The 25,560-nt window shown below is 41.1% G+C and carries 28 protein-coding genes; 18 read left to right on the forward strand and 10 right to left on the reverse strand.

Annotated elements, in window-relative coordinates; genetic code table 11:
• The first annotated feature begins 15 nt into the window (after window positions 1-15).
• From ACO6S2_RS14965 to ACO6S2_RS14975, 3 genes are all read left to right on the forward strand, one after another.
• Window positions 16-819: a hypothetical protein gene (locus ACO6S2_RS14965; RefSeq protein ID WP_422359364.1), complete on the forward strand. Its 804-nt coding sequence runs from the start codon at window positions 16-18 to the stop codon at window positions 817-819.
• Between the two features lie 249 nt (window positions 820-1,068).
• Window positions 1,069-2,706, forward strand: coding sequence for a tetratricopeptide repeat protein (locus ACO6S2_RS14970; RefSeq protein ID WP_422359365.1), 1,638 nt, complete (start codon window positions 1,069-1,071; stop codon window positions 2,704-2,706).
• Between the two features lie 231 nt (window positions 2,707-2,937).
• Complete coding sequence (locus ACO6S2_RS14975) at window positions 2,938-3,741, forward strand: hypothetical protein (RefSeq protein WP_422359366.1); 804 nt, start codon at window positions 2,938-2,940, stop codon at window positions 3,739-3,741.
• A gap of 67 nt (window positions 3,742-3,808) precedes the next feature.
• Here ACO6S2_RS14975 and ACO6S2_RS14980 read toward each other — a convergent pair whose 3' ends face one another.
• The 5 genes from ACO6S2_RS14980 to ACO6S2_RS15000 all read right to left on the reverse strand — a co-directional run bounded on the left by ACO6S2_RS14980 (window position 3,809) and on the right by ACO6S2_RS15000 (window position 9,689).
• Window positions 3,809-5,356 (reverse strand): AbgT family transporter, encoded by a 1,548-nt coding sequence (locus ACO6S2_RS14980; RefSeq protein ID WP_422359367.1) that lies wholly within the window; start codon window positions 5,354-5,356, stop codon window positions 3,809-3,811.
• A gap of 203 nt (window positions 5,357-5,559) precedes the next feature.
• The gene (locus tag ACO6S2_RS14985) at window positions 5,560-6,174 is read right to left on the reverse strand and encodes an FKBP-type peptidyl-prolyl cis-trans isomerase (protein WP_422359368.1); all 615 of its coding nucleotides are present in this window, start codon (window positions 6,172-6,174) and stop codon (window positions 5,560-5,562) included.
• A gap of 68 nt (window positions 6,175-6,242) precedes the next feature.
• Window positions 6,243-7,127: a hypothetical protein gene (locus tag ACO6S2_RS14990; RefSeq protein ID WP_422359369.1), complete on the reverse strand. Its 885-nt coding sequence runs from the start codon at window positions 7,125-7,127 to the stop codon at window positions 6,243-6,245.
• Window positions 7,124-7,933, reverse strand: coding sequence for a hypothetical protein (locus tag ACO6S2_RS14995; protein WP_422359370.1), 810 nt, complete (start codon window positions 7,931-7,933; stop codon window positions 7,124-7,126). Before ACO6S2_RS14995 ends, ACO6S2_RS14990 begins: the two co-directional genes overlap by 4 nt.
• 220 nt (window positions 7,934-8,153) lie before the next feature.
• The gene (locus ACO6S2_RS15000; protein WP_422359371.1) at window positions 8,154-9,689 is read right to left on the reverse strand and encodes an SDR family NAD(P)-dependent oxidoreductase; all 1,536 of its coding nucleotides are present in this window, start codon (window positions 9,687-9,689) and stop codon (window positions 8,154-8,156) included.
• 124 nt (window positions 9,690-9,813) lie between these two features.
• Between ACO6S2_RS15000 and ACO6S2_RS15005 the strand changes: the two genes are divergently transcribed.
• From ACO6S2_RS15005 to ACO6S2_RS15070, 14 genes are all read left to right on the forward strand, one after another.
• Window positions 9,814-10,749 carry an alpha/beta fold hydrolase gene (locus ACO6S2_RS15005; RefSeq protein WP_422359372.1) on the forward strand — a complete coding sequence of 312 codons (936 nt, stop codon included), beginning with the start codon at window positions 9,814-9,816 and terminating at the stop codon, window positions 10,747-10,749.
• Between the two features lie 42 nt (window positions 10,750-10,791).
• Window positions 10,792-12,105 (forward strand): DEAD/DEAH box helicase, encoded by a 1,314-nt coding sequence (locus ACO6S2_RS15010; RefSeq protein ID WP_422359373.1) that lies wholly within the window; start codon window positions 10,792-10,794, stop codon window positions 12,103-12,105.
• 41 nt (window positions 12,106-12,146) lie between these two features.
• Entirely contained in the window at window positions 12,147-12,605 is a 459-nt protein-coding gene (locus ACO6S2_RS15015; RefSeq protein ID WP_422359374.1) for a DUF4440 domain-containing protein, read from the forward strand.
• The gene (locus ACO6S2_RS15020; RefSeq protein ID WP_422359375.1) at window positions 12,598-12,891 is read left to right on the forward strand and encodes a VF530 family DNA-binding protein; all 294 of its coding nucleotides are present in this window, start codon (window positions 12,598-12,600) and stop codon (window positions 12,889-12,891) included. The genes ACO6S2_RS15015 and ACO6S2_RS15020 overlap by 8 nt, the downstream gene beginning before the upstream one ends.
• On the forward strand, window positions 12,891-13,475 hold the full coding sequence (locus tag ACO6S2_RS15025) for a Crp/Fnr family transcriptional regulator (RefSeq protein ID WP_422359376.1): 585 nt from the start codon (window positions 12,891-12,893) through the stop codon (window positions 13,473-13,475). Before ACO6S2_RS15020 ends, ACO6S2_RS15025 begins: the two co-directional genes overlap by 1 nt.
• Window positions 13,476-13,562: 87 nt before the next feature.
• A complete protein-coding gene (locus ACO6S2_RS15030) occupies window positions 13,563-13,730 on the forward strand; it encodes a hypothetical protein (protein WP_422359377.1) in 168 nt (55 codons plus the stop codon).
• A gap of 6 nt (window positions 13,731-13,736) precedes the next feature.
• On the forward strand, window positions 13,737-14,009 hold the full coding sequence (locus ACO6S2_RS15035) for a hypothetical protein (protein ID WP_422359378.1): 273 nt from the start codon (window positions 13,737-13,739) through the stop codon (window positions 14,007-14,009).
• Between the two features lie 2 nt (window positions 14,010-14,011).
• Complete coding sequence (locus ACO6S2_RS15040) at window positions 14,012-14,419, forward strand: VOC family protein (protein ID WP_422359379.1); 408 nt, start codon at window positions 14,012-14,014, stop codon at window positions 14,417-14,419.
• A 19-nt stretch (window positions 14,420-14,438) separates the two neighbouring features.
• Entirely contained in the window at window positions 14,439-15,407 is a 969-nt protein-coding gene (locus ACO6S2_RS15045; RefSeq protein ID WP_422359380.1) for a zinc-binding alcohol dehydrogenase family protein, read from the forward strand.
• 54 nt (window positions 15,408-15,461) lie between these two features.
• Window positions 15,462-16,172: a metallophosphoesterase family protein gene (locus ACO6S2_RS15050; RefSeq protein ID WP_422359381.1), complete on the forward strand. Its 711-nt coding sequence runs from the start codon at window positions 15,462-15,464 to the stop codon at window positions 16,170-16,172.
• 45 nt (window positions 16,173-16,217) lie between these two features.
• A complete protein-coding gene (locus tag ACO6S2_RS15055) occupies window positions 16,218-16,844 on the forward strand; it encodes a LysE family translocator (RefSeq protein WP_422359382.1) in 627 nt (208 codons plus the stop codon).
• Between the two features lie 149 nt (window positions 16,845-16,993).
• Window positions 16,994-18,172: a metallophosphoesterase gene (locus ACO6S2_RS15060; protein WP_422359383.1), complete on the forward strand. Its 1,179-nt coding sequence runs from the start codon at window positions 16,994-16,996 to the stop codon at window positions 18,170-18,172.
• 134 nt (window positions 18,173-18,306) lie between these two features.
• The gene (locus ACO6S2_RS15065; protein WP_422359384.1) at window positions 18,307-19,563 is read left to right on the forward strand and encodes a DEAD/DEAH box helicase; all 1,257 of its coding nucleotides are present in this window, start codon (window positions 18,307-18,309) and stop codon (window positions 19,561-19,563) included.
• Between the two features lie 17 nt (window positions 19,564-19,580).
• Window positions 19,581-20,123 carry a hypothetical protein gene (locus tag ACO6S2_RS15070; RefSeq protein WP_422359385.1) on the forward strand — a complete coding sequence of 181 codons (543 nt, stop codon included), beginning with the start codon at window positions 19,581-19,583 and terminating at the stop codon, window positions 20,121-20,123.
• 202 nt (window positions 20,124-20,325) lie between these two features.
• Here ACO6S2_RS15070 and ACO6S2_RS15075 read toward each other — a convergent pair whose 3' ends face one another.
• Complete coding sequence (locus ACO6S2_RS15075) at window positions 20,326-20,694, reverse strand: hypothetical protein (RefSeq protein WP_422359386.1); 369 nt, start codon at window positions 20,692-20,694, stop codon at window positions 20,326-20,328.
• A 103-nt stretch (window positions 20,695-20,797) separates the two neighbouring features.
• Here ACO6S2_RS15075 and ACO6S2_RS15080 point away from each other — a divergent pair, with 103 nt between their 5' ends.
• Window positions 20,798-21,478 carry an RNA polymerase sigma factor gene (locus ACO6S2_RS15080; protein ID WP_422359387.1) on the forward strand — a complete coding sequence of 227 codons (681 nt, stop codon included), beginning with the start codon at window positions 20,798-20,800 and terminating at the stop codon, window positions 21,476-21,478.
• Window positions 21,479-21,518: 40 nt separating this feature from the next.
• On the opposite strand, the gene ACO6S2_RS15085 is transcribed toward ACO6S2_RS15080, so the two are convergent.
• The 4 genes from ACO6S2_RS15085 to ACO6S2_RS15100 are packed head-to-tail and all read right to left on the reverse strand — an operon-like array spanning window position 21,519 to window position 25,492.
• Window positions 21,519-22,580, reverse strand: a complete 1,062-nt coding sequence (locus ACO6S2_RS15085) for a dipeptidase (protein ID WP_422359388.1) — start codon at window positions 22,578-22,580, stop codon at window positions 21,519-21,521.
• A 26-nt stretch (window positions 22,581-22,606) separates the two neighbouring features.
• Window positions 22,607-23,707 carry a D-TA family PLP-dependent enzyme gene (locus tag ACO6S2_RS15090; RefSeq protein WP_422359389.1) on the reverse strand — a complete coding sequence of 367 codons (1,101 nt, stop codon included), beginning with the start codon at window positions 23,705-23,707 and terminating at the stop codon, window positions 22,607-22,609.
• A gap of 2 nt (window positions 23,708-23,709) precedes the next feature.
• Window positions 23,710-24,174 carry a RidA family protein gene (locus ACO6S2_RS15095; protein WP_422359390.1) on the reverse strand — a complete coding sequence of 155 codons (465 nt, stop codon included), beginning with the start codon at window positions 24,172-24,174 and terminating at the stop codon, window positions 23,710-23,712.
• A 4-nt stretch (window positions 24,175-24,178) separates the two neighbouring features.
• Window positions 24,179-25,492 (reverse strand): gluconate:H+ symporter, encoded by a 1,314-nt coding sequence (locus ACO6S2_RS15100; protein WP_422359391.1) that lies wholly within the window; start codon window positions 25,490-25,492, stop codon window positions 24,179-24,181.
• Window positions 25,493-25,560: the final 68 nt, after the last annotated feature.

The following is a 25,560-nucleotide window of genomic DNA, read 5'->3' on the forward strand; positions in this document are numbered from 1 at the left end:
CCACCTTACCTACCTATGCGAAAAACCGGACTAATTCTATCCTCGTTAATTTTTCTTTTTTTATTCTCCAAATGTGACTCTTCTAAAGATGAAAAATCAATAGAATACCCAGAGAGTATTGGAATTCTGGATCAATCAGAATTAGATGAGTTTGCTATTAACCAATATGAAATTATTAATGGAGATCTTGTTTTAAATGGCGTAAAAGACATCTCAGCGCTCTACACATTAAGAGAAATTAGAGGTAATGTCTTTATAGGCTGGACTTCATTATCATCCCTTGAAGGATTACACAATCTACGTGAAATCGGGGGTGATTTAAATATCTCTTGGAACGATGACTTGGAAGATCTCTCGGCTTTTTCCAATCTTGATTCGTTGCATGAAGAACTAACCATCAGAGGACAACCAAAGTTAATAAACCTTGAAGGATTCCAAAATGTAACCTATATAGGAAATCGCGTTAAAATAGCTCAAAATGGTTTGAAAAATTTATCAGGCTTTGAGTCCGTCAAACAAATCAATGGCAGCATTGAAATTTCACACAACTTAAACACCAAAGAAATCTCTGCTTTTGAAAACTTAGAATCCATCAGATATTCCTTGCAAATTGAATGGAATGATGAACTAGAAACGATTTCAGGGTTTAGTAATCTGAAAAGTATAGAATATGGGAGTTTTATGGTTTCGTCCAACAAAAACCTCACAAATTTATGTGGTTTCCAACAACTAGACCATATTCTAATTAAACCTTTTATCAGTAACAATTCCTACAACCCAACCATAGAAGAAATCAGAGAGGGATATTGTGCGAAATAGACGAAAGCTGGCAAGTTTGCAACCCAATGGCGTGCATTTGTAATACGTGACTCCCACTAGGATACCCCATCATTCCCTGATGACCTTGAGGCACGAAAAAGCATTCGGGCAATCCCCTTCTGGCAGAAGAAAAAAACTACTATACTTCCTCCCTCGCTGACAGATCACCCGAACATACCCTGTGATGACAATAAAATTTCATAGCTCCTTTTTTATCTGTAAATTCCATGAACTTAGATCCACTCAATTATGAACCAACTACTCAAACTCTGTTGCCTTTCTTTCATACTATGGGCATGCAACTCAAAATCACCTAATCAAACCAATACCACCCTCGGAGAACTCCAGCATGGATTTCCCATTTCAGAAAAGGCCCAGGCAGACTTTGACCAAGGCCTGCTCCTACTTCATAGCTTTGAATATGACGATGCAAGAAAGTCATTCTCAAAGGCTATCGAAGCCGACTCAAATGAAGTTATGGCATACTGGGGAAAAGCCATGACACATTACAAAGCGCTCTGGGGACTTCAAAATGTAGAATCTGGAAGAGAAATTTTAAATCAAGTGGGTTCAACCAAAGAAGAAAGAATAGCCAAAGCTGACAAAGGTATAGAGAGAGACTTTTGGGAAGGGTTAGAATTATTGTTTGGCGAGGGCGAACTCAAAGAACGCAATCAAGCCTTTGCAGATCACTTATCAGACCTCCATCGGGAAAACCCCAAGCATCAAGAAATAGCAGCTTTTTACGCACTATCTCTTTTGTGGTCTTCTCCCAAAGATGGCTCTCAAGATCATAGTATCAATGCAGCAGCGGTTGCGCAAAGTATCTTAACAGAAAACCCCAACCACCCCGGGGCTTTGCACTACACCATTCATGCTTTTGACAGCCCCAATCTAGCCATACAAGGTATTGAGGCGGCTAACAAATATGCAAGCACCGCGCCTGATGCAGTGCATGCATTACATATGCCATCACACATTTATCTCAATCGTGGCATGTGGAATGAAGTAGCCTCCTCCAATGAAAATTCTTACGGTGCCAGTGTGCGCAAAATGGAAAGACTTGGTTTGGGAGATGCAGCTAGAGGATTTCACAGTTACCAATGGTTGCACTATGCCTACTTGCAGCAAGGAAGATTTGACAAAGCCACTCAGCTCATGAAAGACATGCTCTCCTTTACAAGAAACGCTCAAACATCTTCAGCAAGAGCTTATCTCATAAACATGCAAAATTTTCAGGTGACTGAGTCAGGATCATGGGATTTAAAAGAAGCTCCTTTGGTTGTTGATGTGGAAGACCTGAGTATCGCTACAAACGCACAACATCATTTCTTTGTCAGTCTAATGGCTACTAAAGAAGGAGGTTACGAAACAATTAAAACCCACATAGAGTTATTAGAAGACAAAATAGCCAAAGCGGAGTTGTTAGTCACTACGGATGGAATTTCTATGTGTAGTGCAGGATATACGCGCTATGCCCCAAACAAAAGAACGATCATTCAAGCAGAAGTTATGCTCAATCAAATGATGGCCATGTCAGCTATTCTTAAAGGAGACCCATCTGCTACAGAAAACCACCTCAAAAAAGCTGTTGCTCTCGAAAGTGAATTGCCATTACCCCAAGGCCCGCCAGACATTCCGCTTCCATCGTATGAACAATACGCTTATTGGCTGATTGATCAAGCAAGATATGAAGAAGCCTTAGTGCTATTTGATCAGGGACTGGAAAGAACACCACTTAGAGCCAAAGCTCTACAGGGTAAAAAAATAGCTTACCAAGCTTTGAATCAAGCTGACAAAGCAAATGAAATGCAGTCTTTGCTTGATGTATTTTGGCAAAAAGAATTGATTGCAAGTAACTTTTTGCCGCATATAAAATCGCTGTAATCAACAACAGCCCCAACGGTCAGATTCCGCAGCTGGGTGCCATTAGTCAATCTGGAGATGAAGGAGGAGAATTCATCTTTTTAAAGAGCAAAAAAATGAGATAGTTAAAATACTTCAAGGTATCAGCTACTACCTTTCAGCTACATAAATAGTCTAGTGGGCGAATAACGAGATCTTTATGCCTTGCTAAACGTAATTCAAAACTGATGTCACCAACAATATGACCGACCTATGCGAAAAATCGAGTTAAATGTATTCTTGTTAATTTTCCTTTTTTCATTAACCACCTGCAACTCAACCGAAGATGATCAGCCAATAGAATACCCGGAGAGTATTGGAATTCTAGATCAATCAGAATTAGATGAATTTGCCATTAATCAATATGAAATCATTAATGGAGATCTCTTGCTCAATGGCATATCAGATATTTCAGCGCTTCATACATTAAGAGAAGTTAGAGGTAATGTTTTTATTGGATGGACTTCATTATCATCCCTGGAAGGACTTCATAATCTGCATAAAATTGGTGGCAATTTGAATATTTCCTGGAATGATTACTTGGAAGACCTTTCGGCTTTTTCCAATATTGATTCTTTGCATGAAGATCTAATCATTATGGGACAACCAAGGTTAATGAGCCTGGAAGGCTTCAATAATGTAACCTACATAAGAAATCGATTAGAAATGACCTGGAATGGCTTTGAGAACTTATCAGGATTTGATTCCATTAAGCGGATTGATGGCAGCATTGAAATTTCGCTCAACTTGAATGCAAAAGAAATCTCTGCCTTTGAGAACTTAGAATCCATCAGAAATTCATTGCAGATTGAATGGAATGACCAATTAGAAACGATTTCCGGGTTTAGTAATCTAAAAAGAATTGAATATGGCAGTTTCGTGGTTTCGTACAACAAAAACCTAACGAACTTATGTGGTTTTCAGCAGCTAGATTATATTCCTATTACTCCATTTATCGATAACAACCGATACAACCCAACCATTGAAGATATTAGAGACGGAAACTGTGTCCAATAGAACCAAAATATCAAAAAAGGCCTAGAAAAATTCTAAGCCATTTTTGATTCCAGTTAGTATAAATCAATCACCCACCATATACATAACTCGCTTGAAGCCCTAGCGGAATGCCTAATACCCAGAACGTAACCAAGAAGATTGTCCAGAGGATCAATAACGCTATGGAGTAAGGAACCATCACCGAAACCAAAGTCCCAATCCCAGTGCCCTTCACGTACTTCTGGCAGAATACCACTACCAGTGGGAAATAAGGCATAAGTGGAGTGATAATATTGGTAGACGAATCCCCTACCCTGTAAGCGGCCTGCGTCAACTCAGGAGAATATCCCAACTGCATGAGCATGGGCACAAATATTGGTGCCAACATCGCCCATTTGGCCGAAGCCGAACCAACAAACAAGTTGACAAATGCTGCTAGAATGATGATCCCTGCAATGGTCACTCCACCAGACAGGTTCAATCCCTTTAAGAAATTAGCACCCTTGATAGCTAATAAAGCTCCCAAATTAGAAGTGCCAAATGCGTAGATAAATAGCGAACAGAAAAACGCCATTACCACATAATACGCCATGCCGCGCATAGATTCGGACATAACATCTATGATGTCTTTACTAGACTTAAACTTTCCTGCCACTACACCATGAATGACACCAGGTAATAGGAAAAACAAAAAGATCAATGGTACTATAGATTGCATCACAGGTGCGCTAAACGAAGTCAACGATCCATTGGCATCTCGGAATGGAGAACTCTCTGGTAAAAGTGATAATACAAATAAAACGAACAAGCCTAAGGTAACTAAACTAGCAGTCCAAAATGCCTTTTTTTCTTGCCCTGTAAATTCTCCCATGTCTGGCGCCTGCTCCACTTCCCCATCCACAGCATTATTTTTATTCAATCGTGGTTCTACTATTTTGTCTGTAATGTACCAACCTATCAAGGTCACTAGTATACTGGAAGCAGCGGTAAAATAGTAATTGGCCAGTGGATTGACCTGGGCAGACTGATCGATGATCTGAGCTGCCGGTTGGGTAAAGCCCTGCAAGAGGGGATCGATCGCTGAGGGCAACGGATTGGCACTAAAACCACCAGACACACCAGCAAAAGCCGCTGCTATTCCGGCCAACGGATGTCTACCAGCTGCATAAAAAATAATGCCCCCTAATGGAATAACAAGTACATATCCTGCATCAATAGCAGAGTGCGAAACTATGCCTACAAAGATCACCATTGGAGTGAGTAGAAAACCAGGAGTCTTCTTCAGCATCATCTTGATGGCTGTATGAATATAACCTGAGCCGTCTGCTACGCCCACTCCGAGCATCGCCACCAGTACTACCCCCAAAGGAGCAAAACTGGTAAAGATACCTACCATTTTAGACAGAAAGGTGGTCAATGCCGTACCAGTCAACAGGTTTTGAATTCTGATTGGCATTCCGTCTCGCGGATTAATTTCGGTAAATTCTATCGAAGCCATCAGGGCTGACAGAACCCAGACGATAAATATGGAGATAAGAAACAGAATCGCCGGATCTGGCAGTTTGTTGCCAATGCGTTCTACGTGGCCGAGCAATCTGTAGATTAAGCCATTTTCATTTTCAGAAGAAGATGTCATTTTAAATTGGTTTTGTTTAATAGTTCTGGTTGGTTCGATTAAGCATTTCAAACCCGTTTACCTAATGATAAATCATCCCAAATTAATTCAATTCTATCAATTATCATAAACCATGAGAAATAGAACATAAATCAATCCCCATTAAACAAAAAGGTCTTGCTTTTAGGAGCAAGACCTCAATATTTTCACGAATCGATTAGGTATTAACCCTGCACTTCGATTAACTCGATATCAAAAATCAAAGCCGCAAATGGAGGAATATCAGCACCAGCACCTCTATCTCCATAAGCCAGATTGAATGGAATATACAGCTTCCACTTGTCACCAGGCACCATCAATTGAAGTGCTTCAGTCCATCCGGCAATTACACCATTCACTGGAAATGTAGCTGGCTGACCTCTCTGCACAGAACTATCAAACACTTTTCCATCAATCAAAGTACCTGTGTAGTGTGTGGTTACCTGACTAGAAGCAGTTGGTTTCGTTCCAGAAACATCTCCAGATTCGATGACTTCGTACTGCAATCCACTTGGTAAAACAGTCACTCCTTCTTTAGCTGCATTTTCTTTTAAGAAAGCCTCACCTTTTTCTTTGGCATCACCATGAGCAGCCGCTTTGATTTCACCGATCTTCTTTTGAATTACGGTATTAATTTCTTCTACGGTCAATTCGCTATGTCCAGCAAATGAATCTCCCAATCCGCTCATGAAAGCGTCGATTTCGAAGATCTCGTTGAAGCCTTCGTTGGTGAAATTTGTACCCACACTTTGTCCTAGTCCGTAACTGAATTTTTGTTCTTCAGTGTTTAATTCTGTCATTGTAAAGTCTTTTATTAAGGGCGCAAAGGTAGGCTTTCACAACGGCAATACAAATCTTAAAAAAATTCCTATTTCAGTAAATTATTGACTTGATAAACCAATTGATCAAGATCCATTGCCTTTTGATTTAGTCGTTCGACTGCCTTTTTAGCTTTCTTGTCCTTTTGCTCCCTTTGAATCAAATTCGCAATAGCTAGAATATTGCACAATGCACCTCTTAGGATATGAGCATTATCATAGGCATATTGGGATAATTGCTCGTTTTTCTCTTCCAGCTGCAACGTTCTATCGTAAACCAATTGCTCCAAATTCTTTTTGAGACTTTCTGTTTTTTCCTTTTTTACCAATAGTTCTTTTTTCTTGGCAACCAGTTCGGCCGTCAGTTTGATTAGAGTTTGATTTGACTGCTCATTATTTTCTCGTTCTTTATCAAAGTTGGATTTAAGGAAGTAAAGGGAAATAATTATCATGGCTAAGCTGATCAAGTATTGAGTAGCTAATACATAATGAAGATTATCATTTATTAAAACCTGACCATTCATTCCGGTAGGGATAAAACTAGTGAGCATCAAGCAGGTAATACATAAGGCAACAGTATAGTAATATCCATATGGTTTCGGCAGAACAATCAAAAACACAATGACCAAAACGAAGAAGACGTAAGCCGGCGCAGAATGAATCCCACTGGCTCCTATCCAGTACATGATGTAAGCGATAGTCCAACAAGATGCATTAAGAAGAACAATGAACTCATATCTGTTAGGATTTTTCCACAGCGCCATCGAAACAATCGAAATGATAAAAAGAGCAGAAGACAAGCAAACATGAAACGCGCCTGGAAATTCAATAATTGAGACCATCAACTGGAAAAAGGTAGCCAAAGCCGCCACATACAAGCATATCCTTAAGAAGGTATACTTAAAGCCTAATTCCAATTCTTCTCCTGTCCTCATTTTTGAGACCATTTAGAATACGACATCTTCACAGAGACAAAAGCCTCTTTCAATTTTTCACCAGATCGTTGAAGCCAATCGGCGTATACCAACTCCTTTTCTTGGCTTTCCATGTATTTGATTTCCTGTAGAAGCTCTTCAACTGTAGGAGCTATTTGGTTAGAGTTTACATCCAGAAATGAGGAAATTTGTTCATTGGATACTGTTAGCCTTTCTTTCCTTTCTATAACAAGTTGTTCGAGATGCTCATTGGTTTGTTCCTGTTCTTGTTGCTGTAGTTCCAATGCTTCATTTTCAGCCGCAAGTTCTTCGATCTTAGCAGATATCAGTTGGGTCTTTTTGAGTGCTGAGGCTCGATCTGTGTGATATTGTCTCACCCAATAAATCATAAAAATTGTGAAAAGAACAACTACAAACTGATACTTGTATATATCAAAAACTGGTCGCCTTTCTATCACCTTTAATAACTCAGCGTTCCCTAGCCATAATATGACCAGCATAGCAATAAAGGCGTACGAGAACAATAACACTACTTTCAACTCCTTTCTTCTGTTAAATGCAGTTACTGCCGAAAGAAATGCCACCAAATTAATATCTGAAGTACTGACTAGTCCATCTCTAGAAATCCAATAATATCCAAAAATCAAAAGCAGCATTCCACTAAATACCACATTGACCTTGAATGATTGAAACCCTGAAAGGGTGATAATTAAAACCAATAAGCTAATTATTGAGATAAGTATGTTGGCAAATACATAATCAGGCGGGAGGCCACTCGTAACATACCGAACTAGTGGATCCATCATCCTGAGCAGGACAAACAAACAAGATACGCAAAGCATTCTAGACTCGAATGACAAAGATTTCAACATGAACAAGTCTTTATTTATTACATTCTAATATAATAAATAGGTAGGGTACTTTGGTCAAAAAAATTAGTGCGTTACCTAGAAGACTCTAAAACTCCTGTTTCAATTTACTCCCATTGGGGTCATGGAAGAAACTCAGCAGTGACTAAAAATACAGCTACCAATCAATCGGAAAATAATCCTTCAAAAACTTGCCACACCAGTGCTCCCCTCGGTTAATTCCATCGAACACTGGGTCCATCACACGAGCCGCACCATCCACAATATCCAATGGTGGTTGAAAGTCATGTTTCTCTTCTTTGAATTTAGAAAGCTGTACAGGGTCTTCGTCCGTCACCCATCCTGTATCTACCGCATTCATATAGATGCCATGTTTGGCCAATTCGCCTGCCGAGGTATGAGTCAACATATTCAAGGCAGCCTTGGCCATGTTGGTATGTGGGTGACGAGGTTCTTTTTTGAATCTATAGAATTTACCTTCCATCGCCGTCACATTCACGATGTGCTTCTTGCCTGTATTTTCCCGTTTCATCATGGAAGACAAACGATTGCAAAGCACGAATGGCGCAATGGAATTCACCAATTGAACTTCAAGTAACTCAGGTGTAGGTACCTCTCCTAGTTTCAGTCTCCAGGAGTTAGTGGTTCTGAGATCAACCTGTTGCAAATCCACGTCTAGTTTCCCTTCCGGGAATACTTCCTCGTTTTGCAACGCGCCGTCGTAACTGTAAGGTATCTGTGACAATTGTGCAGAGGCACGCAGTCCAAGTCCTGGTGCTTTTTCATTCCAGGAAACTGCCAATGAAGAAGTATCCTTACCTGAAGGGCTTACAACCCCAATTCGATTCAAGCAGTTATGATGACTAGTCAGCAATTGCCGAACATCTGGCGAATGATCCTCGAATGGTAACTGCTCCTTGTCCATCATATGAGAATAGAACCCCGGTGGACGCCGCACCGTCTGAGCAGCATTATTGATCAAAATATCGAGTCTATCATACGTCTGTTCTATATAAGTACAAAACAGCTCTACACTCGGCGTATGACGCAAATCCAATCCATGGATATGCAATCTGTCACTCCATTTGTAATAGTCCTTTTCTTTGGCAAAACGAATAGCCGAATCTGCAGGGAAACGAGTGGTGGCGATCACTGTAGCCCCCGCCCTCAACATCATCAGCGTGACATGATAGCCGATCTTTAAACGTGAACCCGTCATTAGGGCTACTTGTCCTGTGAGATCAGCGGTTTGAAATCTCTTAGCATAATTCAAATCCCCGCATGTCTCGCACATCGTATCGTAGAATGGGTGGAGCTTCGTATATTCCACCTTACACACATAGCAGTTGCGTGGTGAGTTCAGCTCTTTGCCTTCCATGTCTAACTTGGCGGCTGGCAGTAGGATTTGATCTGGCGCTTCGAATACTTTAGCCGTTCGAGCTGAACGAATGCCGGTGGCTTCTCTGGCCTCTCGATCCTGCTTTCGAACAACGGCCTTTTCTTTGTTCTTGAGATCTTTTCTTCGCTTACGCAATTCCGTCCGATCAGGACGAGATACCTCACCTGCCGCTTTCATCAGTGCCACACGCTGTTCCTCTGACAGGTCCACCAATGGTTGACTATCCTCCACCAAACCCTGAAGGGTTTTTAAACAAGCCTCCAGGTCTTCTTTGCTTATATTTTTCTTCTCCATTGCCATTCGAGGCGCAAAGATATTGAAAGCATCACCCTTAATGAATAGAATTAATAATAATCAATTCATTAAGGGTGGAAGGCTACTCTCTTGACGTAATAATAGAATTCCTAAACTTCTTAAAATGAAAACTCTTCTTAAACTTACACTGGCTTTTATTCTCACCTCATTGATCATCATTACCGTGCTTTTTGGGTATGCAGATTTGGATCTTGATCTACTCAAAGAAAAATATGCTCAACCACCTTCTGCATTTATCCCAATCATGGATATGGAGGTGCATTTCAGAGATGAGGGCAATCCCCAAGACTCCTTACCTATTGTGCTTATCCATGGAACTGGTGCTAGCTTACATACTTTCGATGCATGGGTAGAAGGCTTGAAAAATGAACGAAGAATCATTAGAATGGACTTACCAGGCTTTGGGCTTACAGGCCCGTTTCCAGATCGAGATTATACTATGATTCACTATGTGAAATTCATTGAAGCGTTTTTAACCCAATTAAATATTGACTCCTGCGTTTTGGGGGGCAATTCACTAGGTGGACAAATTGCATGGAATTACACAGTTGAAAATTCCAAAACAGTAAAAAAACTGATTCTCATTGATGCCGCAGGTTACCCTTTAGAATCAGAGAAAGTTCCGGTAGCATTTGCGATAGCGAAGATGCCAGTTTTGAATAAGATATTGACTTTCATCACCCCTAAATTCATGGCCAAATCCAGTGTAGAAAGTGTTTATGCTGACAAATCCAAAGTCACTGAAGAATTGGTAGCCAGATATTTTGAACTCACTTTGCGGGAAGGAAATAGACAAGGTCTGGTGGACCGCATGACCACAGATATAAAAGGAAATCAAATAGAATTGATCAAGACAATCGAACAACCTACACTGATTCTCTGGGGAGCGGACGATCTGCTCGCCACAACCAAAAGTGCCTATAGATTTCAGACTGATTTGTCCAATGACACCTTGGTGATCATGCCCAATGTCGGGCACGTACCTATGGAAGAGAGCCCAATAGAGAGTTTGGCCATAGTCAAGGCATTTATAAAATAAAGGTCGGGCTATTCCACAAAGGAATTAAGATACCTTTGTGGCATGTCAGGAAAAACAAAAGACCAAGCCGCCATTTTGCAGAAGCTGGGCATCAGCCAACTCAACCCCATGCAAGAGGCTACACAAAATGCCATTGCGGAAAATGATGAGGTAGTTTTGCTTTCCCCTACAGGCACGGGCAAAACATTAGCCTTTCTGCTTCCTTTGATCAAAACACTAGACGCCGGCCTAGAGCAAGTACAACTATTGATTTTGGTGCCTTCACGAGAATTGGCCATTCAAATCGAGCAAGTAATCAGGGAAATGGGTAGCGGCTTCAAAGCCAATGCCGTGTATGGTGGGCGGTCTGGTTCGAAAGACAGAATCGACTTGAAACATGCTCCAGCCATACTTGTGGGTACACCCGGCAGAGTGGCGGATCATTTCCGACGAGAGACAATTAACACAGACTACATCGAGACGCTGGTCCTAGATGAGTTCGACAAATCATTGGAAGTCGGTTTCGAATCGGAGATGCTGGAGATCATTGATAAACTCCGATCTGTGAGAAAGAAAGTACTGACCTCGGCCACACAAAAGGTGGATATTCCAGACTTGGTTGGGCTAAAAAACCCAGAGCAATTAGATTTTTTGGATGCTACTTCCAACAGGCTATCTCTTCAATTGGTTACTGCTTCAAACGACGACAAATTGAGTACGCTGGTTCAATTACTAAACCACATTCAAACCGGCAACGGCATTATTTTCTGCAATTTCAAGGATACCATTCAAGAAGTGAGTGATTATTTATGGAATCAAAATATAGATCATGCATGTTTTTATGGAGGACTGGAGCAGCAAGACCGTGAGCGAGCTTTGATCAAGTTCAGAAATGGCACGAGTCGATTGCTTCTAGCGACGGACTTAGCTGCCCGAGGCATAGATGTACCTGCGTTGGATTTTATCATCCATTTCCAACTACCCCCCAAACAAGAAGAGTTTACTCACCGAAATGGGCGAACTGCCAGAATGCAGCAAGACGGCACCGCTTATTTGCTCAAAGTAAAAAATGAAAGAGCTCCTGACTATATACGCGACGTAAATGAAGAAACACTAAACCAATCTGCACAATTCAAAAACAGTGAAGTAACTACCCTTTTTATATCTGGTGGACGCAAGGACAAAATTTCTAAGGGTGATATCGCGGGCCTATTTATGAAACAAGGGAATTTGACTAAAGAAGAACTAGGCATGATTGAATTGAAACAAGATTGTGCGTTCGTTGCTGTTCCTTCTTCAAAATCAAAACAACTCATCAACCAACTCAATAATAGCCGATTGAAAAAGAAGAAGGTCAGAATCAGTCAATTGAACTGATGACGAATCTCATATATTTGCTCAAAGCAAAATCCAATCCTATGAAACAACTACTAATCATTATCTTACTTGCGATTCCTTTTCTTACTAAAGCTCAAACTCAACCGAGCAAAGAGGAAGAGACCGCGGTTCAGCAATTGGTTATTGATACCTTCCAAAGCCTGCTATCTGATTATGATTCCACCAAAATGGATACCTATTTGACACCTGACTTTATTCTGCTAGAGCATGGCGAGGTGTGGAACAATGACACCATTCAATACTACATTACTAAAGCGTTGCAAAACTCAGACAGGGCTACCCGAACCAATCGTTTTGAATTTATTAAAATGGAAAAATCCGGAGATATGATATGGGCTGGCTACAAGAATTGGGCGGTATGGACGAAGGATCATGAAATAGTGCATAAGATGCACTGGCTCGAAAGTGTAGTGGCCGTAAAAGTAGGTGAAATATGGAAACTCAAAATGATGCACTCCACGAGAATAGAAAATGAGTGATCACGAACAAATAAACAATCCGCTCCACGGCGTCAAATTGGCTGACATCTTGGACTACCTCGTCGAAAATGTCGGCTGGGAATATTTGGGTGAAGAAGTTAACATCCGTTGCTTCACTTATGACCCTTCGGTCAAATCCAGCTTGAAGTTTTTGCGTAAAACTCCTTGGGCTCGAGAAAAAGTGGAACGGTTCTACCTACATGTTTTAAAACGAGGGTATTCTCGAAGAGTGAAACCTAAACGAGAACCCGGAAAACCAAGATACTACAAGAAGAAATCTGACTGATGCCTCTTCAAACACTTATTGATCATCTTAATAATTATCTACTGCTCAGTCAGGAAGAAATAGATGCGTTGCATCAAAAAACGACTGTGAGAAAAGTAAAAAGAAGGCAATTCGTACTTTCAGCTGGAGAAATATGCAAGTCCTATTTTTTTGTAGTGGAAGGTTGTTTCAAAATGTACAAAGTAGATGAAGCCGCCAAAGAACATAATTTACTATTCGCTATAGAAAACGAATGGATCACTGATATTGGCAGTTTGCACAATGATCGGCCAAGCGAATTGTATATTGAGGCCATAGAACCTTCCACTATCATCCAACTCAATAAATCAGAGCTGATCTATTTCTATGAAAATCACTTGAAGTTCAACAGAACCTTCAGGGTCATTGTAGAAAATCAATATATCGAACTTCAACAACGCTTATTGCAAACGATCAGTACAACGGCTGAAGAACGATATCTTAATTTCATGTCAGATCACCCACACCTGATCAATCGTCTACCCAGTGCCCAAATCGCCTCTTACTTAGGAATCACCCCGGAATTTCTGAGCCGAATTCGAAGTCAGCTGACAAAGAATTCTTAAACTACATCAAGCTTATTTCTTAAAGTAGAGCAAGGGTTAATTCCGTAATCCCCTCTCACCTTTGCTTCATTCTAAAACACAAATACAATGAAACAAATCATGATTTTAGCTATAGCACTTTTATCCACGATCGGCTGCAGTCAATCGAAAGAAAAAATCACAAAAGAAGCGGTTAAAAAAACACTGTTCAACTACAGAGATGCACTAAATGAATCTAGTTCTGAAAAGGTTTTGTTGCTCTATACCGAAAACTGAGTATTTATGCCTTCAGGTGCGTCTACTTCCATCGGACAAGAACAGGTAAAAACGGCCTATGACTTTGTATTCAGTCAAATCCAGCTTAACATTGAATTCTTCATCGAAGAAATCGAAATCATTGGTAACTACGCCTTTGCTCGAACTACTTCTAAAGGCACAACATTGATTCATACAACAGGTAATACTGTCCCGGAAGAAAACAGAGAATTGTTCGTATTGAAGCAAGAGAACGATAGTTGGAAAATTGATTCTTACATATTCAACAAAATGAAGTAATTATGAAACCTAGAATCAGTATGGTGGCACTGGGTGTCAAAGATTTAGATCAGTCAATAAAATTTTATCGTGATGGACTTCAACTACCCATGATGGATTCACCTCCAGAAGTTGCTTTTTTCAACTTAAACGGAACGTGGCTTGGACTATCCAAGCGTGAGGATATGGCTAAAGACGCAGGTGTAAATGCTGAAGGCAATGGATACAGTGGATTCAACCTGGCTCACAATGTGTCATCCCAAAAAGAAGTCTTGGATGTTTTAGATCAGGCTATCAAAGCCGGAGCCATATTGGTTAAAAAACCGCAAAAGGCAGATTGGGGTGGTTTTCATGGATACTTCAAAGACCTTGACGGACATCTATGGGAAATAGCCCACAACCCATTTGTATGGTTTGGTCCTAAAGATTAGTTAATACCAAAGAAAACAAATGAAAGCTGCAGTTACTACACAGGCGGGTGAACCGTCAGTCATACAAATACAAGAAGTACCCCAACCTGAAGTCAAATCAGGTTGGGTACTCATACAAGTCAAAGCCTTTGGGCTGAACCGATCGGAGATGTTCACCCGCCAAGGCGAATCTCCAGGCGTGACGTTTCCTAGGATTCAAGGGATCGAATGCGTAGGCGTGGTAGAAAATGATCCTTCTGGCACCTATGCATCCGGACAGCAAGTGGCCGCTATCATGGGTGGAATGGGGAGATTTTTTGATGGGGGCTATGCCGAATATGCGCTAGTATCTCTGGAAATTATCTTTCCATTCAAAAGCCAGTTGCCATGGAGTACGCTGGGTGCCATACCTGAAATGTTTCAGACCGTATCCGGTTCCTTGAACCAAGCGTTAGAATTACAGCAAGGTGAAACCTTGCTAATACGCGGCGGCACCTCCTCTATCGGGATGCTAGCTTGTCAGTTAGCCAAAAGCCTTGGAGCCATTGTAGTCTCTACCACTCGAAATCCTGACAAAACCCAAACTTTACTTGACAATGGAGCCGATCATGTTTTAATCGATGTCGGCGAACTGAAAGAAGATTTACGTCAACTCTATCCAGAAGGAGTCAGCAAAGTATTAGAGTTGATTGGCATCAAAACACTTAAAGACTCTTTGAAGTGTATTGGTTATAAAGGTATGGTTTGTATGACGGGCATTTTAGGCGGGGCCTGGACCTTGGATAACTTTACGCCTATGGGTGATATTCCTTCTTTGGGTCGATTGACCGTCTATATGGGTGAGTCAAAAAATCTATCTAAAGAGTTGCTTCAGGAATTTATCAACGAAGTAGAAAAAGGGAATATCCACCTCAACATCGATACAGTTTTCACCCTGGATCAAGTGGCCGAAGCTCATCAGTACATGGAGGACAACAAGGCGAAAGGTAAATTGGTGGTGGAGATTTAAACCAAATTTCAAACATCTCGTAGATCATGTTTTAATAACTAGTTCAAACTTACGATGAAAATAGCCTTAGTAACCGACCTACATGCCGAAGAAAGTTGGGTCTCTGACGAAGGTGTCTCTTCCTGGGAAAATTGGAAGGTCATTCTCAACGACATTCTATCCAAAGACATTAACCAAATGATATTCCTTGGCGACATCGGTGCCCCATCGGCGCATCAACAGTTCCTTGATTCTCTGAACCAAAGCGGTTTGGATTACAAGGTCATTTTGGGCAATCACGAAAACTTTGATGAAGTAATTAAAACCAAGAGACCAGCCGCTATAGCTGAACGAAAGGAATGGTATTGGAGTGAGGAAAACAATGGATTCAAATCCATTTATCTAGATACCTCTACCGATGCCATCAGCCGTACTCAGCTCGATTGGCTGGAAGCCGAACTACAAACTGATCAAACTACGCTGCTTTTTGTTCATCACCCCATTCTCCTAACCAACACTACTCCTCATCTAGAGTTTCCTCTTAAAGGTGATGAGCAAGTACTCGATTTGCTTCAATCTCGTTCTCAGCCTATACACATCTTCTGCGGGCATTTGCATCTGGATGATCATCAAACTACTGGACATATCCAACAGACTATAACACCGTCCGCCAGCATCCAGATCAAACGGCACTCAGAAAAGGCTGAGGTAGAAAACATAGGGTTTGCTTATCGGGTTTTAGAATTTAAGGAAAACCAAATAACCTCAGAAGTCGTTTGGCTCTAGGGCTTACAATTGTAGGCTCCAATTATTAACCTAAACTCATTCCAAATGTCATTTGAAACTTGGCTAGCCTTTACCATTACTTCCGCAGTTCTTATTAGTATTCCTGGCCCCAACAATCTAATGGTGATGGCCTACGGTCTGCGCCATGGCACCAAACATTCTTTATTTACAGTATTCGGAGTAGTCCCCGGTGCCGTGGTCGGAATGGTTCTTTCTTTTATTGGGCTTGGCGGTCTTCTAGCTGCCTCGTCTTTTTTGTTCAATCTCACCAAATGGATTGGAGCAGCTTATCTGGTTTATCTAGGTATAATGCTTTGGAGAAACTCTCCAAACCCATCTGAAGTTAAAATTGAAGGCAACAAAGTGAGTAAAACAAAAATTCTGATTCAGTCCTTCACCGTATCACTGCTCAACCCCAAGGGCATTATTTTCTACATGGCTTTCATGCCACAGTTCATCTCACCAAACAAACCCGTTATTCCTCAAATGCTTATTCTAGGAGGCACATTTGCGTTACTGGTATTGCCTATAAATTCTGCGTATGCCCTGTTAGCCGGAAAACTCCGGACCACCATACAAAACAGCAAAATCATTCAAATCATGAACCGCACAGGTGGTGTGCTACTTATTTTGGCTGGAATTGCCACGGCATCTTTAAAAAGGAATAGCTAGTTCCTTGAAAAATTGTAATACCCTTTTGAGTTTTAATCTCTTTTGTTAACGGCAATAATAAAAGGTCGGATAAAACACCTTAAAATAAAACTGATATCAAATTCAAAATCATGCGTACAGAAATGCATGGTTAGTTCCAATCAACATTCATGAAAAAAAGAATAGTTAGATACTTAAAACATATATTATACACCGGACTCATAGGAATATCGATATTCATATTCTTAGGGTTTTTATCAGGCAAGTCGATAAAACATAGTAGAAATAATTTAGCCGATGTATGGAACAATGAAGGACCCTATGTTTTCTTTAAAAATGACAGCATTTTAAATGTTAATTACATAAAAGGTAACCAAGAGATCGGGTTTGAAACAAGAGAAATGGAATTCGATACAAATTCCAAAGACCTATTAACATGCCATTACCCGCTAGATTCAACAAGTTTTAGCTTCAGGCTAAATCTTGACTTTGAGGCACCTGAATCTATTTATTCCGATTCTCAAAAAATTCTTGCTATCTCCGACATTGAAAGTAACTACAAGACCTTTCGTGATTTTCTGATCGAAAGCAGTGTCATAGACGAAAATTTGAATTGGACTTTTGGAAAAAACCATTTAGTTCTACTAGGCGACTTTATAGACCGCAGTTACTTCTCCACTCAAGTTTTATGGTTCATTTATAAACTAGAACAAGATGCAAAATCGAAAGGAGGAAATGTTCATTTCATTTTAGGGAATCACGAAATCATGAACATGCAAGGAGATCATAGATTCGCCAAGCTAAAATACAATCATATTGCTTCCATTTTAGGCAGAAAACAGTTTGAATTTTATGGCAAAGATTCTTTTATAGGTCGCTGGTTAGAAAGCAAAAACACGATGGAACTCATTAATGGAAATCTGTTTGTTCATGCGGGTATTAGCCCACAGTTAGGAGAAATAAAAAGAAGTATTGAAGAAATGAACCAGCTTATTAGAGATAACTATCATACATCATACTACCCTAAACTCAACAGAGACATAACTGAAGACATATTGACCTCTTCTAAGACAGCACCATATTGGTACAGAGGATATTTTTACGCTGAGTTATCACTTGAAGAAGTTGAACACGGCTTGAATAAATTCAATGCTGAGACAGTTGTTGTTGGGCATACCATTCAGTCTCAGGTGAACCTGAAGTATAATGGTAGAGTAATAGGGATTGATGTTAAACATCCAGCAGATTATTACGAATACTTTCCTAAGCTCAAATCAGAAGGGCTTTTAATTGAAAACGGAAAATACTACCGAGTTTTAGCAAATGGCAAAACAATAAAACTAAAATGAGACTAAGACTGAGCCAATGGTAATTTGGTAGATAAAAATCAATTCACAAATTCCTGACTGTTTGGGATTTCTTATACCTACCTTTGCGTCATAGAGAAATGCCAAAAGTGCATTTCAGCACTTTACAGCAAATAATGAAATTCGAAGAATTGCCACTCATAGCACCTATTTTAAAGGCGCTCAAAGATAAAAATTACACTGAACCTACTGCCATCCAAGAAAAAGCCATTCCCTTGGTTTTGGATCGAAATGATGTCTTGGGTTCTGCACAAACAGGAACAGGAAAGACCGCCGCTTTTGCCATCCCCATCATCCAGCGCATCCATGAAATAGAAGGAGGAAAAGGAGGTAAACCACAACTGCTTTCGCTGATCGTGACGCCAACTCGTGAGTTGGCTATCCAGATCGAAGACAATATTCGACTCTATAGCAAATACACCAATCTAAAACATGCAGTGATTTTCGGTGGTGTAAAACAAGGTCAGCAAGTGGATCAACTAAAGCGTGGAGTTCATCTATTGGTCGCTACTCCAGGTAGGTTGCTGGACTTGATTAGTCAAGGCTTTATCTCATTAGATCAAATCAAAATTTTTGTATTGGACGAAGCGGATCGCATGCTCGATATGGGATTTGTGAATGATGTTAAGAAACTTCTTACCTACTTACCTAAGAAAAGACAATCGCTCTTCTTTTCAGCTACTATGCCGAAGAGCATCTTGAAGTTGGCCAATGAAATCCTAACCAATCCTGAAAAAATAGAAGTCAACCCAGTATCCTCCACGGCAGAGACTATCCAGCAGTTTGTGTTTTACACCAACAGGACAGACAAGAAAAAACTGCTGCTTCACATTTTGACAGACCCTAAAATAGATCAGGTATTGGTCTTTAGCCGAACCAAGCACGGTGCCGACCGAATAGCTCGTGATCTTCATAAGAAGAAAATTAAAGCAGCAGCTATCCATGGAGACAAGGCTCAAAATCAACGACAAAGAGCACTCAAAGATTTCAAGGCAGGAAAAATCAGAGTACTAGTGGCAACAGACATCGCTGCCCGAGGTATCGACATAGATAAACTTAAGTATGTGATCAACTATGATGTGCCTGAAGAAGCTGAAACTTATGTACATAGAATCGGAAGGTCTGGAAGAGCTGGTGAAGCAGGCAATGCCATTTCACTTTGTGAGCCAGAAGAAAACGTACGTATCAAGGCTATTGAAAAATTGACCAAAACTACACTACAGGTCATCAAAAACAACCCATTCCCTCAAACTGAAAAGCCAATGACAGAGGCCGAAAAGAAAGAGTGGAACAAAGAGAAACAGCGTCGCAAGCAGGAGTTTTTTGCCAATCGGAATAAGAAGAAAGCAAATGGTGGAGGAAGAAGGAGATAATCAATAATTTTACATACTTGTGGGTAGAATACTATACTCATGAAAAAATTGTTTATCAGGCTTCAACAGATCAATTGACTGAATCACCTTATTGGATTCATCATCGTGTTTCTTGGGATCACTATCGCCTTTTACTTCAATCAACAGGCGGAAGACAAAAAGCAAAACTGATAGAAATCACATATTTGGAAATGATCCAGAAGCATCTGACCCGTGATACCCTGGAGTTGTCGGCCATGATCAAATATCTAATTAGTGTCCCAGAAACCATCGAAAGTGCAGCCACATTTATGACAAGACTGAAGCCGTCAAATACTGATTCCATTGCAAGTCTGGTGCATGACCTATCCAAAGGGCTCAATTATCATCCAGACATTAGAACCTATCGACTGTTGATAGAAAATGGTGATATCTTAAATCCATTGCGACGAGAAATCGCCACTTACGATGCCTATTTCAACACCATAGATATGCGGTACGAAGAGATCAACGATTTTAAAAAAGAACACATATATGCTTACCTGAGCAAGCACTACAATCTCTCCACAAAAAAGTACTAAATCCAAAGACATTCTTTACTGATGAGTTGCAAAATCTTCTTCATGAGCTACTTTCTCAGGAAAAACAACTCATCAAGGCTTATAAAAAAGTCGAACGAAAATGCATAAGCCTATCAATCCTTGTTGTTGAAGAATTGGATAAATAAGAAAAAATCATCACGCAAAATTTTCTATTTGCGCGATGATCTTTTCCGCACTACGATTAGGCGTTATCTTCTGAAAGCATGATTAGTGAAAATGCACCCACAGCCATCACCAAATCACGAACAGCGATATCTATGAAATTGCCGCTGAACAGGAGTGTGAGCGATATGGCAACCAGCCAGGACATCACTAGGGTCGCCCCAACCTTTGGCCGCACCAATACTAGAACACCCGCTGCAACTTCAATGAGACCCACTAGCATCATGAACGTGGCGGCTTCCATAGGAAGCATTCTAGCCACCCCAGGTGCCAAATATTGACCCCAATCGGTAATTAAGTTGAGGAACTTGTCTAACCCAGCTACGATAGGTACAATCCCGAATGTATATCGCAATGCTGTTTTTACTAATTGAACATTTGAATTCATAATTTTTACTTTTGTTTGGGCTTTAGATTGAGTGTCTAACAAAAGGTTACAAGAAGTTGTAACTTTTTGGAGCAAGCTTGATCTAACCCTAAAAACAATGCCCATGGGACTACATAAAATTCAAGATTTTAACCATCACCTGATCAACGAAAGCCATATCATCAGGCGTATTCTTGCTGGTGAAAAAGAGTTGTATGAAATACTATTGAGGCGAAATAATCAAAAGCTTTATCGTGTGATTAGGAGCTATATTAATGATCATGCGGAGATCGAAGATGTGATGCAAAACACCTACCTGAAAGCTTATGACAAGCTAGATCAGTTTAAGCAGACAGCCACCTACTCCACTTGGCTGATCAGAATCGGAATCAATGAAGCACTTGCTCGACTCAAGGAAAAAAGCAAGTTCAATCGCTTACATTCAGCATCTACTCTGGTTGATGATCATACTATTTTAGAAATGCCAGACACGAATCAATTGAACCCAGAAAAGAAAATCATGCATCAGGAAGCCAAACAACTTCTTGAAGCCACTATTGACTCACTCGAGACTACCTACCGCACCATCTATGTACTAAAGGAAGTGGAAGAAATATCAATTAAAGAGATTGCCGAAATCTTGAACATTTCCATTTCAAATGCTAAAGTAAGAATACATCGGGCCAAACAAATGATAAAGGAAAAGCTTTATGAACAGGCGATTGATAAGAATATTTTTGAATTCGGCTTCAGTCGCTGCGACCGGGTTAGCGATCAGGTTATGAGTGTTATATCTTTAACTTGATCAGATAAATCTGGCAAGAAGTACGAAATCAACCGTTCAATTACCAATTGATTTTTAGAAAATTTAAGAAATTCTTACTCATGATGTTTTCAATATCAGAAGCAGCGTAGCCTTTTTCCTGTAATAAACCCGGCACTTTTTGCAAATCTGCAATGGTATCCAAATCACTCGGGCATTGCTCGGTACCGAACGCGCCATCCAGATCGGTACCTATACCTACATGGTCGGCATTGCCAGCGAGCTGACAGATGTGATCTATGTTGTCTATCATCTGCTGGAGGGTTACACCCATACTTTGAGGAGTAGATTCACCCCGCACCCAATTGGGTACCATCATCCACGCATCCAATGCAATACCTATCACCGCCTTGCGATCAACCAACTCCAGAATCTGTTCGTCGGCATACTGACGGTTATGATCTACGAATTTTCGACAGTTGTTGTGGCTAGCCCATACGGGTCCATCATACACTTTCATGGTCTCCCAAAAGCTCTGATCACACAAGTGAGTGGCATCGAGTATCAAATTCAACTCTTCGATCTTTTTTAAAAGTGCTTTACCTTTTTGGCCTATACCTCCAACCGAGTCTGTACCATGGGCATAAGTGCCTGGTCCGTAATGCGCAGGGCCTATCGCTCTCAATCCCTGCTCATAGGATCGCTCCAAATGATCAATAGTTACGATTGAATCCGCTCCTTCCAAACTCAAAATATACCCGATCGGTGAGCTCGTGGTAGGATCGTTCCAATCTCTCACATGGTCTTCAAGTTGCTTCTTGTTGGTAATTTGCAGCATTTCGCCTGCTTCCTCCATCGCTTTATACCAGGCCAACTGTCCTTGCGTCTGTGCCCAGGCCTGCTCAGGCGAATGCCAGCCAGGAAGTGTACTGGATTTTTTTACATACCGTGCAATTTGGGTGGCCACGCATAGTCCAACATTTCCTTTTCTTAGCGCATCAAAAGATACCGTCCCTCTGCCTCGATCTGGTTTATCAGTCATCCCTTCTTCACTCGCTCGGATTTCTTCTACTGTCCACCGCAGATCGCGATTCCACTCTAGAGCATTCATCGAAAGATCTAAATGTGCATCAAATATGAACATGATTGTATTTTTTGTTTTTGATAAAATTAATGTGATCGAGTAGCCACTGGCCATGAACCAACGTATTCATTCCCTTTTACCTTCAGCAGTTGATCGTATCGAACGACTGTCGGACAAATATGAATCGGCAATGCGTAGAAGAGGTCGCCGATTTGATGACCATGACGATCATTAGTTCGGACGACCATGTGCTCTTCGTTGTGACCCATGACTTCAAAATCGTGACCTCCAAGAAACTTTACTCTGGGTAATTCCATTTCGCTAGCCACGGCTTTATAACCAAGATCCAGACAGATCAAATTTGGAGTAGGTAGGCTAACAATTCGTGTCGCTAAAACTGCCGCGTTTTCAAAAGGCAGATCTGGGAAGTGCTCGCCATAGCCTGCATCCCAGAGCAGTGGCGTACCAGGACTCAGTTCTACATTTTTTCTTTTTTTATGCAAAGCGAAAGTAGGCGTTCCGCCGGCTATCACTTTTGGTAACATCATTCCGTATTTTGCTATTTCTTGTCTTAGACTTTCAACAGGTTCAAAATCCTCTTCGCAGGCATTCGTTCTCATTACCAAATCCTCATCATGGATATGTCCATCGTATACATGGAGGCCTTGGATACTAAGCCGAGGTTCATCAACCATACTTTGAAACAATGGCAACGCTTCGCTAGGAACAACTCCAGTTCTGTTCATTCCATTGTTGATATCCAGCCAAACCGATGCATTCACTCCCTCCTCTTCTGCCATTGCAGCAATATCAGCTACGGATTTTTGATTATCCACCAAAGTAGAAAAGTTGCTAGCTGGGTATTTTTTCATCAGGTCAAAAAACCGTAGGATGTTAGGACCAACGGGTTGCATAGCAAGCAGCACATCTTTAGCACCTGACTTGGCTAGCAGTTCTGCTTCCGGTATGGTGGCACATTTGAACTTGGTGATGCCTCGTTCCAACTGGAGTTTAATGATGTCTGCTGATTTGTGCGTTTTGATATGTGGCCGCAGCTTTTCAACACCATCAGCCAATTCAATCATGAGCTGAATGTTTCGCATGATCCGATCTGGATATACGAGCAAAGCAGGCGTACTCCTCAGTCCTTCCTTATTACTTACTTCAAACCAGTTGATTTCAGTCATTATTAATGCAATTCAAACATGGCTTCAATTTCTACAGGGATCCCATCAGGCAGCATCATACCTACAGCACTTCTCACTCCGATGCCATGTTCGCGGCCCCATACATCAGCTAATAGTTCGCTGAATCCATTGATGACATACGGTTGTTTGATGAAATCGGGGGTGCAATTGACCATCCCGAGCACCTTGACGACCCTCTTAATTTTGTCTAATGAACCAAAATGTGTCTGAATAGTCGACAGCATAGTCAAACCCGTTTGTCGCGCTGCTAATTTCCCAAACTCCATATCTACATTATCTCCCACACGACCTTGCATGAGGGTTCCGTCCATCTGCATAGGTGCCTGACCAGATACATATAGAAAATTATCTACGACCAATACAGGGCGGTACACCCCTGCTGGTGCTGGTGCAGGGGGAAATTCTAACCCTAATTCTTTTGCTTTTTCTGAAGGTGAGATATCCATATTTTTAAATTAACAAGTCTAAAATTAAAACGCCAATGAGGCCAATGATGCCAACACTGGTTTCCATAATTGTCCAGGTGGACAAGGTTTCTTTTACCGAAAGGTTGAAATATTCTTTGAACATCCAGAAGCCACCGTCATTGACATGAGAAAGCATGAGACTGCCAGAGCCTACCGCAATCACCATCAGTTCTGGGCTTACTCCAGAATCAGCTATCAAGGGTAGCACAATTCCAGCGGCCGTTAGTCCGGCCACCGTGGCAGACCCCACACAAACTCTAATCACAGTGGCAATCAACCAAGCCAGCAACAAAGGAGAAAACGATGAGCCTTTGAGCAAATCACCTATGTACTGACTGACACCGCTATCGGTTAGGATCTGCTTAAATGCCCCAGCACCTGCAATGATGAGTAGTACCATGGTAATGCCGGAAATTGCACTTGCTAAGGCATCCATGATCGTTTTCATTTTTCTGCCTCTGGACAGACCCAAAGTATAGATAGCTACCAATACTGAAATCAGCATGGCTATCATTGGATGCCCAATGAAATCAACAATGGTTTTAGTTTGGCCTTCACTTAAGAACTGACTGATCCCAGTGGATAACCCAATCAATATGACAGGTAATAATGCCGTACAGACACTGATCGCCATCCCTGGCATTTCTTCGTCTTTCAAAATCACGGGATTATAAAATTCCTTCATGGGTGAGCCTTGAATTTTCTTGATCGATCGGGCAAAAAGTGGTCCGGCTATAATGATAGCAGGTATAGCTATAATGATCCCATACCATAAGGTCTTGCCTATATCAGCATCAAACATGACCGCAATAGCCGTAGGTGCAGGATGCGGAGGTAGAAATCCGTGCGTTACAGACAATGACGTCAACATGGGTAATCCCACATAAATCAAAGGTAATCCGGTAGAAGCAGCTACTGTAAATACCAATGGAATCAATATCACAAAACCGACAGAGTAAAACATCGGAATACCGACAATAAAGCCAGCCAAGACCACCGCCCATTGGATATATTTGATGCCAAACTTAGCTACCAAAGCGGAAGTGATTCTCTGGGCAGCTCCACTATCAGCGACCAGTTTGCCCAACATGGCACCAAGCCCTAAGATGACCACCAAAAATCCCAAGGTGTTGCCAATGCCAGCCTGAATAGATTGGGCTACAGCAGTCAGCTCCATACCTTGTGTGATTCCTACAAACAAACAGGTGATGATAAAAGAAAGGAAGGCATTGAGCTTGAATAGGGCAATGAGTACAAAAAGGATCACAATCCCGACAACAACAATCAATAATGGCATGGTGAAATTTTAGTTTCTAAGAGAAAGTAAGACCAATAGAAGTCAACCATAAAAAAAAATATACGGAT

This window comes from Reichenbachiella sp. (assembly GCF_965233835.1).
Lineage (GTDB): Bacteria > Bacteroidota > Bacteroidia > Cytophagales > Cyclobacteriaceae > Reichenbachiella.

Bases quoted from the DNA above. Each gene is read 5' to 3' on its own strand.
- ACO6S2_RS15020 (WP_422359375.1), top strand. From the start codon at position 12,598: ATGAGTGATCACGAACAAATAAACAATCCGCTCCACGGCGTCAAATTG.
- ACO6S2_RS15085 (WP_422359388.1), bottom strand. From the start codon at position 22,580: ATGTTCATATTTGATGCACATTTAGATCTTTCGATGAATGCTCTAGAG.
- ACO6S2_RS15065 (WP_422359384.1), top strand. From the start codon at position 18,307: ATGAAATTCGAAGAATTGCCACTCATAGCACCTATTTTAAAGGCGCTC.
- ACO6S2_RS15090 (WP_422359389.1), bottom strand. From the start codon at position 23,707: ATGACTGAAATCAACTGGTTTGAAGTAAGTAATAAGGAAGGACTGAGG.
- ACO6S2_RS14985 (WP_422359368.1), bottom strand. From the start codon at position 6,174: ATGACAGAATTAAACACTGAAGAACAAAAATTCAGTTACGGACTAGGA.
- ACO6S2_RS15010 (WP_422359373.1), top strand. From the start codon at position 10,792: ATGTCAGGAAAAACAAAAGACCAAGCCGCCATTTTGCAGAAGCTGGGC.
- ACO6S2_RS15080 (WP_422359387.1), top strand. From the start codon at position 20,798: ATGGGACTACATAAAATTCAAGATTTTAACCATCACCTGATCAACGAA.
- ACO6S2_RS14965 (WP_422359364.1), top strand. From the start codon at position 16: ATGCGAAAAACCGGACTAATTCTATCCTCGTTAATTTTTCTTTTTTTA.
- ACO6S2_RS15050 (WP_422359381.1), top strand. From the start codon at position 15,462: ATGAAAATAGCCTTAGTAACCGACCTACATGCCGAAGAAAGTTGGGTC.
- ACO6S2_RS14970 (WP_422359365.1), top strand. From the start codon at position 1,069: ATGAACCAACTACTCAAACTCTGTTGCCTTTCTTTCATACTATGGGCA.
- ACO6S2_RS15095 (WP_422359390.1), bottom strand. From the start codon at position 24,174: ATGGATATCTCACCTTCAGAAAAAGCAAAAGAATTAGGGTTAGAATTT.
- ACO6S2_RS15075 (WP_422359386.1), bottom strand. From the start codon at position 20,694: ATGAATTCAAATGTTCAATTAGTAAAAACAGCATTGCGATATACATTC.
- ACO6S2_RS15040 (WP_422359379.1), top strand. From the start codon at position 14,012: ATGAAACCTAGAATCAGTATGGTGGCACTGGGTGTCAAAGATTTAGAT.
- ACO6S2_RS15030 (WP_422359377.1), top strand. From the start codon at position 13,563: ATGAAACAAATCATGATTTTAGCTATAGCACTTTTATCCACGATCGGC.
- ACO6S2_RS15000 (WP_422359371.1), bottom strand. From the start codon at position 9,689: ATGGAGAAGAAAAATATAAGCAAAGAAGACCTGGAGGCTTGTTTAAAA.
- ACO6S2_RS14975 (WP_422359366.1), top strand. From the start codon at position 2,938: ATGCGAAAAATCGAGTTAAATGTATTCTTGTTAATTTTCCTTTTTTCA.
- ACO6S2_RS14990 (WP_422359369.1), bottom strand. From the start codon at position 7,127: ATGAGGACAGGAGAAGAATTGGAATTAGGCTTTAAGTATACCTTCTTA.
- ACO6S2_RS14980 (WP_422359367.1), bottom strand. From the start codon at position 5,356: ATGACATCTTCTTCTGAAAATGAAAATGGCTTAATCTACAGATTGCTC.
- ACO6S2_RS15015 (WP_422359374.1), top strand. From the start codon at position 12,147: ATGAAACAACTACTAATCATTATCTTACTTGCGATTCCTTTTCTTACT.
- ACO6S2_RS15035 (WP_422359378.1), top strand. From the start codon at position 13,737: ATGCCTTCAGGTGCGTCTACTTCCATCGGACAAGAACAGGTAAAAACG.
- ACO6S2_RS15100 (WP_422359391.1), bottom strand. From the start codon at position 25,492: ATGCCATTATTGATTGTTGTTGTCGGGATTGTGATCCTTTTTGTACTC.
- ACO6S2_RS15055 (WP_422359382.1), top strand. From the start codon at position 16,218: ATGTCATTTGAAACTTGGCTAGCCTTTACCATTACTTCCGCAGTTCTT.
- ACO6S2_RS15005 (WP_422359372.1), top strand. From the start codon at position 9,814: ATGAAAACTCTTCTTAAACTTACACTGGCTTTTATTCTCACCTCATTG.
- ACO6S2_RS14995 (WP_422359370.1), bottom strand. From the start codon at position 7,933: ATGATGGATCCACTAGTTCGGTATGTTACGAGTGGCCTCCCGCCTGAT.
- ACO6S2_RS15025 (WP_422359376.1), top strand. From the start codon at position 12,891: ATGCCTCTTCAAACACTTATTGATCATCTTAATAATTATCTACTGCTC.
- ACO6S2_RS15045 (WP_422359380.1), top strand. From the start codon at position 14,439: ATGAAAGCTGCAGTTACTACACAGGCGGGTGAACCGTCAGTCATACAA.
- ACO6S2_RS15060 (WP_422359383.1), top strand. From the start codon at position 16,994: ATGAAAAAAAGAATAGTTAGATACTTAAAACATATATTATACACCGGA.